Origin of the sequence: Streptacidiphilus cavernicola, assembly GCF_042510955.1 — a bacterium.
Taxonomy (GTDB): Bacteria; Actinomycetota; Actinomycetes; order Streptomycetales; family Streptomycetaceae; genus Streptacidiphilus; species Streptacidiphilus cavernicola.
This window is the reverse complement of the sequence record NZ_JBHFAB010000014.1, coordinates 130,633-145,969: the sequence shown is the minus strand read 5'-3', so window position 1 is coordinate 145,969 and position 15,337 is coordinate 130,633. Positions and strand designations below refer to the sequence as shown.

14 protein-coding genes and 1 pseudogene are annotated in these 15,337 nt (G+C 72.3%); 7 read left to right on the top strand and 8 right to left on the bottom strand.

The window, feature by feature from the left end; translation table 11 throughout:
* Window positions 1–61 precede the first annotated feature (61 nt).
* Window positions 62–1,162 carry a serine hydrolase domain-containing protein gene (locus ACEZDE_RS20140; RefSeq protein ID WP_380537710.1) on the top strand — a complete coding sequence of 367 codons (1,101 nt, stop codon included), beginning with the start codon at window positions 62–64 and terminating at the stop codon, window positions 1,160–1,162.
* A gap of 15 nt (window positions 1,163–1,177) precedes the next feature.
* On the opposite strand, the gene ACEZDE_RS20135 is transcribed toward ACEZDE_RS20140, so the two are convergent.
* From ACEZDE_RS20135 to ACEZDE_RS20115, 5 genes and pseudogenes are all read right to left on the bottom strand, one after another.
* Complete coding sequence (locus ACEZDE_RS20135; protein ID WP_380537709.1) at window positions 1,178–2,545, bottom strand: serine hydrolase domain-containing protein; 1,368 nt, start codon at window positions 2,543–2,545, stop codon at window positions 1,178–1,180.
* A 91-nt stretch (window positions 2,546–2,636) separates the two neighbouring features.
* Complete coding sequence (locus ACEZDE_RS20130; protein WP_380537708.1) at window positions 2,637–2,981, bottom strand: DUF6000 family protein; 345 nt, start codon at window positions 2,979–2,981, stop codon at window positions 2,637–2,639.
* An 82-nt stretch (window positions 2,982–3,063) separates the two neighbouring features.
* Window positions 3,064–3,267, bottom strand: coding sequence for a hypothetical protein (locus ACEZDE_RS20125; RefSeq protein WP_380537707.1), 204 nt, complete (start codon window positions 3,265–3,267; stop codon window positions 3,064–3,066).
* A 212-nt stretch (window positions 3,268–3,479) separates the two neighbouring features.
* Window positions 3,480–3,647, bottom strand: a pseudogene (locus tag ACEZDE_RS20120) (FAD-dependent monooxygenase); the annotation flags it as partial.
* Between the two features lie 38 nt (window positions 3,648–3,685).
* Complete coding sequence (locus tag ACEZDE_RS20115) at window positions 3,686–4,300, bottom strand: maleylpyruvate isomerase N-terminal domain-containing protein (RefSeq protein ID WP_380537706.1); 615 nt, start codon at window positions 4,298–4,300, stop codon at window positions 3,686–3,688.
* Between the two features lie 104 nt (window positions 4,301–4,404).
* Between ACEZDE_RS20115 and ACEZDE_RS20110 the strand changes: the two genes are divergently transcribed.
* From ACEZDE_RS20110 to ACEZDE_RS20100, 3 genes are all read left to right on the top strand, one after another.
* Window positions 4,405–5,004 (top strand): helix-turn-helix domain-containing protein, encoded by a 600-nt coding sequence (locus ACEZDE_RS20110; RefSeq protein ID WP_380537705.1) that lies wholly within the window; start codon window positions 4,405–4,407, stop codon window positions 5,002–5,004.
* 41 nt (window positions 5,005–5,045) lie between these two features.
* On the top strand, window positions 5,046–5,192 hold the full coding sequence (locus tag ACEZDE_RS20105; RefSeq protein ID WP_380537704.1) for a DUF6126 family protein: 147 nt from the start codon (window positions 5,046–5,048) through the stop codon (window positions 5,190–5,192).
* 105 nt (window positions 5,193–5,297) lie between these two features.
* A complete protein-coding gene (locus ACEZDE_RS20100; protein ID WP_380537703.1) occupies window positions 5,298–5,516 on the top strand; it encodes a hypothetical protein in 219 nt (72 codons plus the stop codon).
* A 21-nt stretch (window positions 5,517–5,537) separates the two neighbouring features.
* Here the strand turns inward: ACEZDE_RS20100 and ACEZDE_RS20095 are convergent, their stop codons facing one another.
* On the bottom strand, window positions 5,538–7,364 hold the full coding sequence (locus ACEZDE_RS20095; protein ID WP_380537702.1) for an ABC transporter ATP-binding protein: 1,827 nt from the start codon (window positions 7,362–7,364) through the stop codon (window positions 5,538–5,540).
* A gap of 167 nt (window positions 7,365–7,531) precedes the next feature.
* On the opposite strand from ACEZDE_RS20095, the gene ACEZDE_RS20090 reads away from it, so the two are divergent.
* The gene (locus tag ACEZDE_RS20090) at window positions 7,532–8,584 is read left to right on the top strand and encodes a LacI family DNA-binding transcriptional regulator (protein WP_380537701.1); all 1,053 of its coding nucleotides are present in this window, start codon (window positions 7,532–7,534) and stop codon (window positions 8,582–8,584) included.
* Between the two features lie 37 nt (window positions 8,585–8,621).
* Here ACEZDE_RS20090 and ACEZDE_RS20085 read toward each other — a convergent pair whose 3' ends face one another.
* Window positions 8,622–9,719: a winged helix DNA-binding domain-containing protein gene (locus tag ACEZDE_RS20085; RefSeq protein WP_380537700.1), complete on the bottom strand. Its 1,098-nt coding sequence runs from the start codon at window positions 9,717–9,719 to the stop codon at window positions 8,622–8,624.
* Between the two features lie 64 nt (window positions 9,720–9,783).
* Window positions 9,784–10,206 carry a VOC family protein gene (locus ACEZDE_RS20080; RefSeq protein WP_380537699.1) on the bottom strand — a complete coding sequence of 141 codons (423 nt, stop codon included), beginning with the start codon at window positions 10,204–10,206 and terminating at the stop codon, window positions 9,784–9,786.
* A gap of 107 nt (window positions 10,207–10,313) precedes the next feature.
* On the opposite strand from ACEZDE_RS20080, the gene ACEZDE_RS20075 reads away from it, so the two are divergent.
* A complete protein-coding gene (locus ACEZDE_RS20075; RefSeq protein ID WP_380537698.1) occupies window positions 10,314–11,342 on the top strand; it encodes a helix-turn-helix transcriptional regulator in 1,029 nt (342 codons plus the stop codon).
* A gap of 427 nt (window positions 11,343–11,769) precedes the next feature.
* Window positions 11,770–15,240 carry a discoidin domain-containing protein gene (locus ACEZDE_RS20070; RefSeq protein WP_380537697.1) on the top strand — a complete coding sequence of 1,157 codons (3,471 nt, stop codon included), beginning with the start codon at window positions 11,770–11,772 and terminating at the stop codon, window positions 15,238–15,240.
* Window positions 15,241–15,337: the final 97 nt, after the last annotated feature.

Below are 15,337 nucleotides of genomic sequence, written 5' to 3'. Positions count from 1 at the left end.
GGTGACGCAGCAGACACCGCCCGTGCGTGCGGCGCTGATTCGATCTGACCAGGGGGAATGCGTGTTCGCATGGGAGGAGCGCCCGGCCGCCGAGGCCGAGATGGACCCGGACCGGCTCGCGCAGGCCTGGGCCCTGGCCCGCGAGCGCGGCACCGCGGGCCAGCTGTGCGTCCTGCGCGGCGGAAGGGTGGTCCTGGACCGGGCGTACGGCTGCGCACCCGACGCCCTGTTCCTGACCTTCTCGGCCGGAAAGCCGCTGACCGCGCTGCTGGTGCACAAACTGGCCGAGCGCGGCGCGCTGGCCCTGGACGAGCGGGTGGCCGCGTACTGGCCGGAGTTCGGCGCCAACGGCAAGGACGCGGTCACCGTCCGCCAGGTGCTGCAGCACCGGTCCGGGCTGCCGGTGGCCCGCAGCCTGCTGCGCGACGCCTGGGCGATCACCGACTGGGAGCGCTCGGTACGCGCGGTCGAGCAGGCCGCGCCCGCCTACCCGCCGGGGGAGGTGGCCGCCTACCACATCATCAGCTACGGCTACATCCTCGGCGAACTGCTGCGCAGGGTCAGCGGCGTCCCGGTGCGCGAGCTGCTCCGGAGCGAGTTCCTGGAACCGCTGGGGCTGCGGGACACCCACCTCGGCCTGAGCCGGGAGCTGGCGCGGCGCTCGGTGCCGCTGATCTCCACCCCGGGCGCCGCGGACCGGCTCCGGCGGATGTACTTCAACCGCCGCGCGGTGCGCCGCGCCGTCGTCCCCGCCTCCGGGCTCTCGACCACCGCCCGCGACCTGGCCCGGTTCTACGCCATGCTGCTGCGCGGCGGCGAGTTGGACGGGGTGCGGGTGCTGGCCCCGGCCTCGGTCGAGGAGGCCAGGCGGCCGTCCACCGCGGCCGAGGGGGATCTCGACCGGTTCCTGCGGATGCGGGTGCGCTGGTCGCACGGCTTCCAACTGGGGCCGCCGGGACCGGATCCGCAGGCCGGGCGGCCGATGGGGCAGCTGGGCAGCCCGCACGCCTTCGGCCACAACGGCAGCGGCACCTGCCTCGGCTGGGCCGACCCGACCCGGGACCTGGTCTTCGTCCACTTCACCAACCTGGTCGCACCACAGCGCGAGGGCTCCCGCTACGAGAGCAGGATCAGCGACGCGGTCATCGCCGCCTGCGGGTGAGGAGTTGATGCAAAGTCAGGCCGGGTCGAGGGCGCACGGGTGGCTGAGGAAGTTGCCGAGCAGGCCCTCGGCGTCGCCGTCCTTGAAGGCGTAGGCGTTGCCGGAGAGCCGTCCGCCGTCCCCGTCTTCGTCCCCGTCCCGGCGGAGCACCAGGCCGAGGGCCGGACTGGCGATCCGGGCGTCGGCGGTGGGGAGTTGCAGCGGGAGGGTGACCCGCAGGTCCCAGGCGGCCGACGCGCCTGCCGTGGCGGTCGCGCTCAACCCCTCCACCCGCAGCTCTGTGCGACGATCCGCCAGCACGCGGAGCTCGATCGGGATGTCCCGTTCCGGGGCGCTGATCCGGCCGACCCAGACGCCGGGCGGCAGGACCAACGGGCGGGCCGGGTCGTCTACTACCGTCGAGATGAGGTCGGGGGTGTAGCCGGGCACCAGGGTCTCCATGACCCGCCGCAGCACCGCGTCGCGCACCGTCTTGTCGGTGGTGTTGGACAACACCGCGACCGAGAGCCCGAGTTCGGCCACGGCGACCACCATCGCCGCCGTTCCGCCGCCCCCGCCGCCATGGCTCCGCAGCACCGGCCCGTCGCCGCCCAGCGACACGCTCCAGCCGAGCCCGTAGCCCTGGTGGCGGTTCAGCGGCAGTGCCTCCAGGGTGGCCGCGGCGGTCTCCGGCTTCAGCAGCCGGTGGTAGGACTGCGCGAAGCGGGCCAGGTCGGTGGCGGTCGCCCAGCCGAGGGTGGCGCCGGGGTGGCCGCAGTCGTAGTCCGGGTAGGCACGTCCGTCGACGGTGTACCGCACCGCGGCCGGCGCCGGGCCCGGGTAGGACGGCCCGAGGTGGCCGCTGGCCAACCCCAGCGGCTCGAACACCCGCTCCCGGACGTACGCGCCCAGCGGCTGCCCGGTCGCGGATTCGAGCAGCTGGCCGAGGATCCGGTAGCCGAGGTTGGCGTAGAGGAAGCCCACCCCGGGCGCCTGCTGCGGCACGGCGTAGCGGTCCGGGTCGATCAGCGGTGCGCCGTCACCGTAGTCCCAGCAGTAGAAGGGGTCGAACCCGCCCCGGTGCTGCAGCAGTTGACGCACTGTCGGGGCGGGAAACGGGGACGGGGCCGGGTGCGGCGCGCGGCGGTGGCCGGGGACCGGCGCGTCCAGGTCGAGCATGCCCTCGTCAGCGGCCAGGCAGACGGCGGTGGCGGTGACCGGTTTGGTGATCGACCCCAACCCGTAGGCGGTACCGGTGCCGGCCGGACGCCCCGCGGCGACATCCGCCACCCCGTACGCCCCGGCGAAGGCCACCTCCCCACGCTCGACCACCGCCACGGACACGGACGGCGCGGCGTGCTCCGCGAGCAGCTCGGCGCAGTAGTCCCCCAACCCGTCGAGCATGCCGCCCCCTTGCGCTCCCCGCTTACCCGCCCGACGGCCCGCCTCGACGCCACCGGATCTTCGTTCGCACCCTATCGGAGCTACTGGTGCGTCACCGGGTTCCCGCGAAGGCCGCCGCCGCGCTGTCCGCCGCGAAGGCGCACAGTTGGCTGACGAGCTGTTGGGAACGGGCCGGGTCGTGGTCCTTGGTCGGCGGGCCGTGGAGCCACTGCTGCCAGAGCCCTCCTGGAGCGAGGAATCGTCTCGCGTGTTCGGTGCCGAGGGTGGCGTCAAGATTCATGAGCGCGCCCAGGGCGACGGTCTGGTCGTAGTAGAGGTCAGGGCGCCGGAGGTACCGGTCGCGAAACTCAGCCCTGCGGGCGACGGCGATCAGCCAGGCTGTGGTCTTGCGCTCCCGCCAGCCGCCCTCAAGCAGGACGCTGAGCGGATCTTCCAACCGTTTGTGCCCTTCGCGGCTCTCAAGCCGGTAGCGCGTCGCGAGGCTCGCTGAGATCTTCCAACAGGTCGTCGGTGCTGGGTCAGTACGCGTTGCGTTCCGCGGCGGCGTGCCACCAGCGGGGCGGGCTCTGGCCGGTGACGGTCGCGCTCGGCTGCTCGGGGTGCAGGCCGAGACGCCGGAGGGCGTCGGCGTCCACGCGGATGCCGAACCAGCCGTGCCAGTGACCGTCGGCGCCGATGCCGCAGGCCAGGTCGATGACGATCTCGTTCGAGGCGAAGGGCATCCAGTCGATGCCCCGCTCACGCAGTCAAGCCCGTACGGCGGCCATCGGCGGGAGCCGGCCGGGCGCGTTCGCGTAGCTTGCGACGGTGATCCAGTCGGAGGTCGGAGCGCTCATGGCGACCATGATGCCCTGACCGGCCCGACACCTGCCGAGATTTCCAGCCGGTCGGGTGTCAGTGAGCCCCAGAGCCAGGCAGGTCGGCGAGCCAGCTGGTCGGGGTGCGCGGCGATGGCCGGCCTGGCTCTGCCCCGTCCTGCATGGCCGTGTTCGCACTCTCGCCGTTCGGGGGCGCGAGGTGGGCGGCGTCGCCGATCAGGGTCACCCCGGGTACCGGCCCGGCGCTGTCCGATCAGTAGCGCGTGGAGCGGGCGTACGACCGGTTGGGCCCGGTGGGCCCGACGCACCGCGGGGGCTCGGGCTAGTCGGGCGGCGCGGGCTGGTCGGCCTCGGGTACGGCCGCCTGCCAGGTCCAGGAGCTGCGGCGGGGGTGGCCGGGCAGGTCGCCCCGGCCGGTGCACCAGAGCAGCACCCGGACCGGGTCGCCGGGCGGGGCGTCCGGGAAGAGGCGGTGCAGGACCACCGTGCACGGCTGCGCCGGGGGAAGCCACGGCACGCCGAGCCCGGCGGTGATGTCGTGGGTGTGCAGCAGCACCTCGGCGACGCCCATCGCCGCGAAGCCCTCCGGGTCGCACGGCCCCCAGTGCCAGGCGCGCGCCCCCGGGTCGGCGGCGGCCAGGGCGCCGCTCAGCAGCGCGCCCGCGGCCCCGACCACCTGGAGCACCGCGCCCGGTGGGGTTTCCGGACGGACGGTCAGATCGAACGGCAGGTAGCCGTCGGCGGGACGGGCGGCGAGCTGCCCGGCGTAGGCCAGCAGGTCGTGTGCGACATGGGCGGCCGTGGTCCAGCAGCTCCACTCCAGGCCGCCCGCGGGGACGTCCCAGTTCTCGGCGGCGTGCGGGCCGAGGACGCCGACCATCTCGGCCACGGCCCGGTCGAGGTGGGTGTGGGTGCTGTCTGCTCGGTGGTGCTGCATCTGGTCGATGCTAGGCCGGTGCCCGGCCGGGCACGCGCAGGGACGCATTTTGCCTCTGAGGCAAACAGTTTGCCTGATTGGCGCGGTACTGTGACCCTGGGGACATGGACACCGAGGGTCGAGACGCCGCCGAGGAGCTGTCCGGGCTCGGGGCCCGGCTGCGCGAGCGACGGCTGAGCAGCGGTCTCACGCTGGAGGCCGCAGCCGCTCGGGTGGGGCTCTCGCCCGCGCACCTCTCCCGGTTGGAGACCGCCAAACGCCAGCCCTCGCTGCCGGTGCTGCTCGGGCTCTCCCGAGCATACGGGGTGCCGGTGGAGGTACTGATCGGGGAGGGCGAGACCCCCGCCGTCGTCCGCGCGCCGGTGGTGCGGGCGGGGGAGGGGGAGCCGACCACCGCCGGCGGCTGGACCTACCGTCCGGCCGGGGTGCCGGGACGGGCGATGCAGGCGCTGCGGGTCCGCATCCCGCTGCGGGTGCAGGACGCGGTGGTCCGGGTGCACCCCGGCGAGGAATGGCTGTACGTGCTGAGCGGGGAGCTGCTGCTCACGCTCGACCGCGAGGAGCACCGGCTCGCGCCGGGCGACTCGGCCCACTTCGACTCGATGCGTCCGCACCGCCTGGTCGCGGTGCACGGGCAGGGCGTGGAGCTGCTGTTCCTGCACACCCTGCTGCAGAGCCCGACCGCGGACCTCTGCCTGCACTGAGCGAACGTCTGCGCCGAACCGAGAGAAGGGAATTCATCGACATGGCGACAAACCGTTTTCCGGTCGAGGACGGCAGCACCCGCACCGGGCGGGGCGTGAACGTCCGGGTGTTCATCTACGTCATCGGCCTGCACGTCTTCGCAGGCTTCGCGATGCTGTTGTTCTTCCTGAGCCAGCGTGGCCAGTGACCCCCTCCGGGGGACCACGACCCCACGTCGTAGCTGGTCACGGCACTGACGTAGGCTGACCGCCCGGCTCGGCCACCGCGGCTGCCGGTGCGAGGGGCGTGGAACATGAGCAAGCCGGTACGTGCGGCGATCGGGGAGGTGTGGGTCACCTGCGGCTTCTGCCGGGGTGACCTGTTCCGCGACCGCGAGGTGAAGCTGAACAGCTCCGGGATGGAGCTCCTCAGCCTGGGCTGGGCGAACGAGTCCGCCACCGGGCTGATCTGCTGGCGCTGCGGCTATGTGCACCTGTTCATCAACGACGACCTTGAGCTGTACAAGGTCTGAGCACCCGAGCCGCCCTGCCCGCTAGGCCGGGGCCAGCGTGCTGTCGCGGGAGACCAGGGCGGCGTAGTGGCCGCCCAGGGCCAGCAGCTCGTCGTGGGTGCCGCGTTCGGCGACCCGCCCGGCGTCCAGGACCACGATCTGGTCGGCGTCGCGGACGGTGGAGAGCCGGTGGGCGATGGTGATCGTGGTCCGGCCCGCGGTGAGCGCGTCCAGCGCGGTCTGCACGGCCTGCTCGGTCTGGGTGTCCAGCGCGCTGGTGGCCTCGTCCAGGACCAGCACCGGGGGGTCGCGCAGGATGGTCCTGGCGATGGCCAGCCGCTGCTTCTCGCCGCCGGAGAACCGGTAGCCGCGTTCGCCCACCATGGTGTCGTAGCCGTCCGGGAGCCCGGCGATGTGGTCGTGGATCTGCGCCGCACGGGCGGCCTGGTACAGCTCCTCGTCGGTGGCGTCCGGCTTGGCGAAGCGGAGGTTGTCCGCGACCGAGGCGTGGAACAGGTAGGTCTCCTGGGAGACCACGCCGACGGTGTCGGCCAGTGAGGCGAAGCTGAGGTCGCGCACGTCCGTGCCGTCGACCAGGACCCGGCCCGTGCCGACGTCGTACAGCCGGGGGACGAGGTAGCTGAGCGTGGTCTTGCCGGAGCCGGTCTCGCCGACCACGGCGAGGCTGCTGCCGGCCGGGACGGTGAGGTCGATGCCGTCCAGGGTGGGGGCCGTCCCGGCGCCGGGCTCGTAGGAGAAGCCGACCCGGTCGAAGCGGACCTCGCCGCTGCGGGCGTCGCCGCTGCGGCGCGGCAGGGTCACCGGGTCGGGGCGCTCGGTGATGTCGGGGACCAGGTCGAGGTACTCGAAGATCCGCTGGAACAGTGCCAGCGACACCTGCACCGCGACGCCGACCTGGAGCAGCTGGACGGTGGGACGGAACAGGTTCTGCTGCAGCGAGGTGAACGCGACCAGGGTGCCGATGGAGACGACCGCGCTGCCGTGGCCCGAGGTCAGTCCGGCCGCCCAGTAGATCACCGCGGGCATCGCGGCCATCACGATCTGGATCGTGGACTGGCGCCAGCGGCCGGCCATGTCGGCGCGGACCTCCAGCTCGGCCAGCGAGTCGGACTCGCGGGAGAAGTCGTCGCTGAGCGCCCGGGAGCGGCCCATGGTGCGGCCGAGCAGGATGCCGCTGACGGACAGCGACTCCTGCATGATCGAGGAGAGCGCGGCGAGCTGCTTCTGCCGTTCGGTGGCGATCCGGCGGCGCTCGTTGCCGACCCGGCGGCTGATCCACACGAACAGCGGGAGCAGCAGCAGCGAGACGACGGTCAGCTTCCAGTCCAGCGCGACCATCGCGACGATGGTCGCGATCACGGTGGTGAGGTTGGAGACCAGCGAGGTCGCGGTGCTGGTGACGGTGGACTGCATGCCGCCGATGTCGTTGGCGATCCTGGACTGCACCTCGCCGGTGCGGGTCCTGGTGAAGAAGGCCAGCGGCATCCGCTGCAGATGGGCGTAGACGCTGGTGCGCAGGTCGTGCATGACGCGCTGGCCGACGCTGGTGCTGAGGTAGGTCTGCAGCACGTTGAACACGGAGTTGGCGACGGCGACCACGATCATGCCGAGCGCGAGCAGGCTGAGCAGCCCGGTGCGGCCCTGCGGGATCGCGGTGTCCAGGATCGCGCGCAGCAGGAACGGCGACGCGACCGAGACCAGCGAGGACAGCGCGACGAACACGCCGACCGCGGCGAGCTTGCGCCGGTAGGGCCGGAACAGGCGCAGGATGCGCCGGAACTGGGCGGGGGGTTTGGTGGCAGGAAAATCGGGGGCTGGCGGTGTCCAGTCGGGTACCTGGGGCTTCACGGGCGGCTCCGGGGATGGGGGAGATCTTCTGTGCTTCGTTCTGCGAGCTACAACTGAGCCTAGCGCATCGTTATTCCAGCTAATAGTGAGTTTAACTCAGTTAACTGGGTGGGGCTCAGTGATCAGACCATATGGAGAGCGCTCTCCAGCTCTGCTATAACAGCCCCATGGACGAGCCCCGCAACGCACTCTCCGGAACCGCTCCGACCTTGGAGGACGTGGCCCGGGTGGCCGGCGTGTCCAGGGCGACGGTGTCGCGCGTGGTGAACCGGACCCGGAACGTCGACCCGGTGATCCAGGAGGCCGTGCGCCGGGCCGTGGCCGAGGTCGGCTACGTGCCGAACAGCGCGGCGCGCTCGCTGATCACCCGGCGCACCGGCTCGGTCGCGCTGGTGGTCTCCGGCGCGGGGGAGGGGATGGAGGAGGAGTTCCGCAACCAGGTCTTCACCGACCCCTTCTTCAGCCGGGTGATCAACGGGGTGATGGGCTTCCTGCGCCCGCAGGGGATGCACCCGGTGCTGATGCTCGCGGAGACCCCCGAGGCGCGCGAGCAGGTGGTCGCCTTCCTGCGGCAGGGCAACGCGGACGGCGCGGTGGTGGTCTCCACCCACGCGGACGACCCGCTGCCGGAGCTGCTGGTCGCGGCGGCGCTGCCGGCCGTGCTGTTCGCCCGGCCGGTCCGGCCGGTGCCGATCGGCTTCGTGGACGTGGCGCACCAGGAGGGGGCGCGGCTCGCCGCGGCGCGGCTGCTGGAGAACGGCTGCCGCCGGGTGGTGCTGATCTCCGGACCGCTGGACGTGCGGGCGGCGCGGGAGCGGCGGGACGGCTTCCTGGAGTCGATGGCCCGGCACGGGGTGCCGGTCGTGCCGACCGCGGTGGGGAACTTCACCCAGGCCAGCGGCGAGGCGGCGATGCTCGGCCTGCTGGCCGAACACCCGGATCTGGACGGGGTGTTCGCGGCCAACGACCTGATGGCCTCGGGGGCGCTGCACATCCTGCGGGAGCAGGGGCGGCGGGTGCCCGAGGACGTCGCGGTGATCGGCTTCGACGACAGCAGCGCGGCCACGGCGAGCCGTCCGGCGCTGACCACGGTGCGGCAGCCGGTGGAGGAGATGGCGGCGGAGATGACCCGGATGCTGCTGGACCGGATCGAGGGGGTGTCGGTCGGACCCAAGTCGGCGGTCTTCGACCCGGTACTGGTGGTGCGTCAGTCGGGCTGAATGGAATGCAGTTGACCATTCGTCAGCTGATCCGTCGTCAGTGGTCGTCGTAGGTGATCGGGGTGGGCCCCCGGCCGTCGTCCAGGAAGGCGGTGAGGGTCTCGGCCTCGGCGTGGACGGCCTCGCGCTCCGGGGCGGAGAGCGCTCGGAGCGGGGCGATCCGGAACTCTCCCTCGCGCACGGCCCAGGTGGCGCTGACCCGTCCGTCGACCAGGACCACCCGGAGGCCGGCGACGGACACGGAGAGGTGGGCGTCGTCGATGATGCGGCTGCGGTCGTGGTAGCCGAGGACCGCGTTGTCGAACGCCGGCAGGAAGCGGACCGGCGCGGGCGTGCCGGGGTCCGGGCGCGGGGCGTCGGGGAGGTCGAGGAGTTCGCGCCCGCGCGCGTCCCGGAAGCTGACCAGTTCGTCGCGGACGGCGCTGACGGCGGCGGGCAGTCCGCTGAGACCGCACCAGGAGCGCAGGTCCGCGCCGGCGGCGGGTCCGTAGGCGGCGAGGTAGCGCCGCAGCAGTCGTTGCCCGACCGGATCGCCGTCGTCGGCGGGCAGCGGGTCGGGGTCACGGCCGAGCCAGTCGGCCAGGGGCAGGTTGCGCACGCCCGCCGTCGTCCGCCACAGGCCGCGCGGCGGCAGCTGTGCCATCGGGATCAGGGCCGCCACCAGCAGCTCGCCCAGGGCCCGGCGCGGCGGGGCGGGCCAGCGGTCCTCCAGGGCCTGGACCAGCTCGGCCATGGTGCGGGGCTGGTGGTCGGCCATGACCGCCCGCCCGGCCGCGGCGAGCTCGTCCAGGTCGATGCCGGCGAGCTCCTTGCGGTAGGTGGTCGTCACCCGTTGCCGCAGCATGCTGTCGTGTCGGGCCCGCCAGGCCAGCGCGTCGTCAGCGGTGACCAGGTGGACCGTGCGGCGCATCAGGTGCGTGCGGACGACCTGACGCTCGGTCAGGGCCCGGTCCAGTGCCGCCGGTTCGAAGGCGTGCAGCCGGGACCACAGGCCGATGAACGGCTCCTGCGGCTGCTGGGCCTGCATACCGCCCAGGTGCGCCACGGCGTCGTGCACCGTCGCGTCCGTGCGGGTGAGCAGGTGTTGACGGGCGAGGGTCGCGCGGTTGAGGGCACGGGTGTCGAGGACGGTCACGGGGGGTCTGGCTCCTTTCCGGCGTCGATGGGTCGGCGTCGACGGGTCTTCGTAGTCTGCCGGGTCAGCCGTTGACCGGGGCGGCGACGTCCAGGACCCAGGTCACGCCGAAGCGGTCGGTGAGCATCCCGTACAGCGGGGCCCACGGAGCGGGCGCCAGGGGCTGCCGCACCGTCGAGCCCTCGGCCAGCTTCTGCCACAGCCCGGTGAGCGCGTCGGCGTCGTCACCGCGCACGGAGACGAAGAACGGGTCGTCGCCCCGGCTCCACGGCAACTGCTCCGGCACGTCGTAGGCCATCACGTGGAAGCCGCTGTCGGCCGCGACCTCGCCCCACATCACCCAGTCCGGGTCGGTCCCCTCCGGCACCCGGCCGGTGTCCCGGTAGCTGACGGCGACGGTGCGTCCGCCGAAGACGGACCGGTAGAAGTCCAGCGCCTCCCGGGCGGCGCCCCGGAAGTTCAGGTGGGTGGTGCTGCTGACGGCCATGGCACTGCTCCTCTGTTCTGCGGTTCGTCTGTTCCGCGGTTCGTTGTCCCCACCCTTCCAGCGGTAGCGGACAGGTTGTGTCCGGTACTGCGGGCACAATGGCGAGTATGCGGAAAACCTCCTCGCGACTGCTCGCCCTGCTGTCGCTGCTCCAGGTGCGCCGGGACTGGTCCGGAGCGGACCTTGCCGCGCGGTTGGAGGTCACCGAGCGCACGGTGCGCCGCGACGTCGACCGCCTGCGCGACCTCGGTTACCCGGTCACGGCCGTCAAGGGGCCCGCCGGCGGGTACCGGCTGGACGCGGGGGCGGAGTTGCCCCCGTTGCTGTTCGACGACGGCCAGGCGGTCGCGCTGGCCGTCGCCCTGCAGACGGTCAGCGTCGGCGGCGCGGTCGCCGACGACGCCGCCCGCGCTCTGAGCACCGTGCGCCAGGTGATGCCGTCCCGGCTGCGGCACCGCATCGAGATGCTGCGGGTGACCGCGGTGCACCCGCCCGACGACCGGGACGCGGCCTCCGTCGACCCCCAGGTGCTGGTGGACCTGGGCGCCGCCGTGCATGCCCGTGCGGAGCTCCGCTTCGACTATGCCGCGGACCGGTACGCCGCGGACCGGTCGGCCGCCGCCGACCGGCGGGTGGAACCGCACCACCTGGTCACCTGGCGCGGGCGCTGGTACCTGCTGGCCTGGGACCTGGACCGGGCGGACTGGCGGACCTTCCGGGTCGACCGGATCCGCCCGCGCACCCCCACCGGTCCTCGCTTCACCCCGCGCGAACTGCCCGGCGGCAGCGTCTCCGGGTTCGTCACCGGCCGCTTCCGCGGCAACGACGGCAGCAGCGCCGACTGGCCCTGCCAGGGCGAGGTCGTGCTGAACCTCCCGGCCCGCGAGGTGGCCGGCTTCGCCCGGGACGGAATCGTCGAGGCGATCGGCCCGGCCCACTGCCGCCTCGTCCTCGGCTCCTGGTCGTGGATCGGCCTGGCCGCCGACATCGGCCGCTTCGACGCCGACGTCGAGGTCATTGGGCCGCCCGAACTCACCGGCGCGTTCGCGCGCCTCGCCGCGCGCTGTGCCGAGGCGGCCGGTGCGTCGCACATGGCCGGTGCCCCGCAGACGGCGGCCGACGGAGCGGCGCGGTAGCGGGGAGGGACGCCCCTCCGCGGTCAGGGTGGAGAGGCGCCCCAGCTGCGTACGGGGAGGCACCCCCGCGCGGAGCGGCCGAGCGGCTGATCGGGGCGGGACTCACCACCGGTCGGCCGTCCTTGCGGGAGAGCGCTCTCCCGTTGGCCTAAGGTCTCGCACCGGCCCCGAGTCCGTCAAGAGTGCGGACACGGCCAAGCCTCGGGCATGTGCGGCGGTATGCCGGGAATGCCCGAGCCGAGCGGCTCCACGCGATACCGGAACCACGCTTTCTGACAAAACTCTTGACGCCCCCGAAACAAGAGCGCAACCATCGCCCAGATGGGAGAGCGCTCTCTTGGCGAGCGCTCTCCAAGCCCTCGTACCGAGCACTCGTACCCACCCCCTGTCAGGAGTCCCCATGCGAGCCCCCGCGCCCCCGAGACTGATGCGACCACCCGCTCCGATACGGGTGGCCGTCCTGGCCGTCGTCGCCTTCTCGCTCTTCTTCTACGCCCTCGTCGCCGGGCCGGTCACCGCGCACGCGGCCGACACCCTGCTGTCGCAGGGCAAGACGGCCACCGCGTCCTCGGTCGAGGGTGCGGGTCTGGGCCCGGCCAACGCGGTGGACGGTGACGGCACCACCCGCTGGGCCAGCGCCTGGAGCGACCCGCAGTGGCTGCAGGTGGACCTCGGCGCCAGCTACACGCTGGACAAGGTCGTGCTGCAGTGGGAGAACGCCGCCAAGGCCTACCAGATCCAGGTCTCCAACGACGGGACCAACTGGACCAGCATCTACTCCACCACCACCGGCCCCGGCGGCACCGAGACCCTGAGCGTCAACGGCACCGGCCGCTACGTCCGGATGTACGGGACCGCCCGCGTCAACGGATACGGCTACGCGCTCTGGGAGTTCCAGGTCTACGGCCTGGCCGCCTCGGCGACGCCGACCCCCACGGCCACCACCACCCCCACCACCCCGCAGTCGGCGACCCTGCTGTCGCAGGGCAAGACGGCCACCGCTTCCTCGGTCGAGGGCGACGGCCTGGGCCCGGCCCTCGCCGTGGACGGTGACGGCACCACCCGCTGGGCCAGCGCCTGGAGCGACCCGCAGTGGCTGCAGGTCGACCTCGGCGCGACCGCGAGCATCAGCCAGGTCGTGCTGCAGTGGCAGAACGCCGCCAAGGCGTACCAGATCCAGGTCTCCAACGACGGGACCAACTGGACCAGCATCTACTCCACCACCACCGGAGCCGGCGGCACCGAGACCCTGAACGTCAGCGGCACCGGCCGCTACGTCCGGATGTACGGGACCGCCCGGGTCAACGGGTACGGCTACTCGCTGTTCGAGTTCCAGGTCTACGGGACGTCCGGGGCCACCGCGCCGCCCACCACCACGCCCCCGACCACGACGCCGCCGACCAGCCCGCCGCCCAGCGGCGGCACCCCGCCCGGCAACTGGTCCACGATCTGGAGCGACAACTTCTCCGGCGGGGCCGGCAGCGCGCCGTCCGCCACCGACTGGACCACCGACACCGGCACCACCGCCTACGCGGGCGGCCCGGCCAACTACGGCACCGGTGAGGTGGAGACCAACACCAACGCCGCCGCCAACGTCTCGGTCGACGGCAGCAACCACCTCAACCTGACCGCGCTCAAGGACGGCGGCGGCAACTGGACCTCGGGCCGGGTGGAGACCAAGCGCAGCGACTTCGCGGCGCCGGCCGGCGGGCAGCTGCTGATCCAGGCCTCCATCAAGCAGCCCAACGTCGCCAACGGCCTCGGCTACTGGCCCGCCTTCAAGGCCGTCGGCGCCGCGGAGCGCACCGCGCCGACCACCTGGCCGGCGATGGGCGAGAGCGACATCCTGGAAGACGTCAACGGCCGCAACCAGCTGTCGGCGACCCTGCACTGCGGCACCGCGCCCAACGGCAACTGCAACGAGTACAACGGCCTGACCAGCGGCCTGGCCAGTTGCTCCGGCTGCCAGACCGGCTACCACACCTACTCCGAGGTGATCGACCGGACCAAGTCCGACGAGCAGATCCGCTGGTACCTGGACGGCCAGCAGGTGTGGCAGGTCAACGAGTCGCAGGTCGGCGTCTCCACCTGGCAGGCCGCCGTGGACCACGGCTTCTACCTGCAGGCCGACCTCGCCATCGGCGGCTCCTACCCGAACGCGGTCTGCGGCTGCACCGCGCCGAGCAGCGCCACCAGCTCCGGCGGCACCATGAGCATCGGCGCCGTGACGGTGGCCCAGACCACCGGCAACGCACCGGCCCCGCTCACCGACCCGCCGGTGCCGACCACCCCGAGCGTGGTCAAGGTGACCGGCTCGCAGGGCAACTGGCAGCTCAACGTCAACGGCTCGCCGTGGCAGGTCAAGGGCGTCACCTGGGGCCCCGGCACCGACACCGCGGACGCGCACATGCGCGACCTCAAGGCGATGGGCGTCAACACCGTCCGCACCTGGGGCACCGACGCCACCAGCAAGCCGCTGCTCGACTCGGCCGCGGCGTACGGGCTGAAGGTGATCAACGGCTTCTGGCTGAACCAGGGCGCCGACTACGTCAACGACACGGCCTACAAGACCAGCACGCTCAACTCGATCGTGCAGTGGGTCAACACCTACAAGAACAACCCCGGCGTGCTGATGTGGGACGTCGGCAACGAGGTCATCCTGACCACCCAGGACCACTACACCGGCGCCGCGGTGGAGCAGCAGCGGATCGCCTACGCCCAGTACGTGGAGCAGATCGTCCAGGCGATCCACGCGGCCGACCCGAACCACCCGGTGACCTCGACCGACGCCTACACCGGCGCCTGGCCCTACTACAAGCAGTACACCCCGGACCTGGACCTCTACGCGGTCAACTCCTACGGCGCGGTGTGCAGCGTCAAGGGCGACTGGACCAGCGGCGGCTACACCAAGCCGTACATCGTCACCGAGTCCGGCGACTCGGGCGAGTGGGAGGTCCCCAACGACGCCAACGGCGTGCCCACCCAGCCCACCGACCAGCAGATGCGGGACGGCTACACCAGCGCCTGGAACTGCATCGCCGGGCACACCGGGGTCTCCTTCGGCGGCACGATGTTCAACTACGGCATCGAGAACGACTTCGGCGGGATCTGGTTCAACCTGATCCCCGAGGGCTGGAAGCGGCTGGCGTACTACTCGGTGGCCAAGGACTTCGGCGGCACGCCGCAGTCGAACACCCCGCCGGTGATCAGCAGTATGGCGCTGAGCAACACCGCGACCGTCCCGGCCGGCGGCAGCTTCAACGTCACGACCAACACCACCGATCCCGACGGCGACCTGATCCGCTACAACCTGATGTACAGCACCAAGTACGTCGACGGCGGGACCGGGCTGCAGCAGGTGAACTTCACCCAGACCGGGGACGGGCAGTTCACCGTCACCGCGCCGAAGACGCTCGGGGTGTGGAAGGTCTACGTCTACGCCTACGACGGCCACGGCAACGTCGGCGTGGAGACCCGCTCGTTCAAGGTCGTCGCCCCGCCGGTGAACGGCACCGACGTCGCCAAGGGCAAGCCGACCACGGCCTCGTCGTTCCAGGCCACCAACGGCAACTTCACCCCGGGCCAGGCCACCGACGGTGACTGGTCCACGCGTTGGGCCAGCAACTGGGACGACGCCGAGTGGCTCCAGGTCGACCTGGGCCAGACCACGGCGATCCACCACATCCAGCTGGGCTGGGAGTCCGCCTACGGCAAGGCCTACCAGGTCCAGGTCTCCAACGACGGGACCAACTGGACCACGATCTACTCCACCACCACCGCGTCCGGCGGCGTCGACGACTTCGACGTCACCGGGTCAGGCCGCTACGTGCGGCTGAACCTGACCCAGCGGGGCACCGCGTACGGCTACTCGCTGTACGAGTTCGGCGTCTACAGCTGACAGGTCGGGCAGGCACGAGTCGCCCCGGGGTCGGGGCCGGGCAGGCGGCAACGACCCCGGGCGGCGCGGACCACCCATCCATCCCACTCCCACCCGA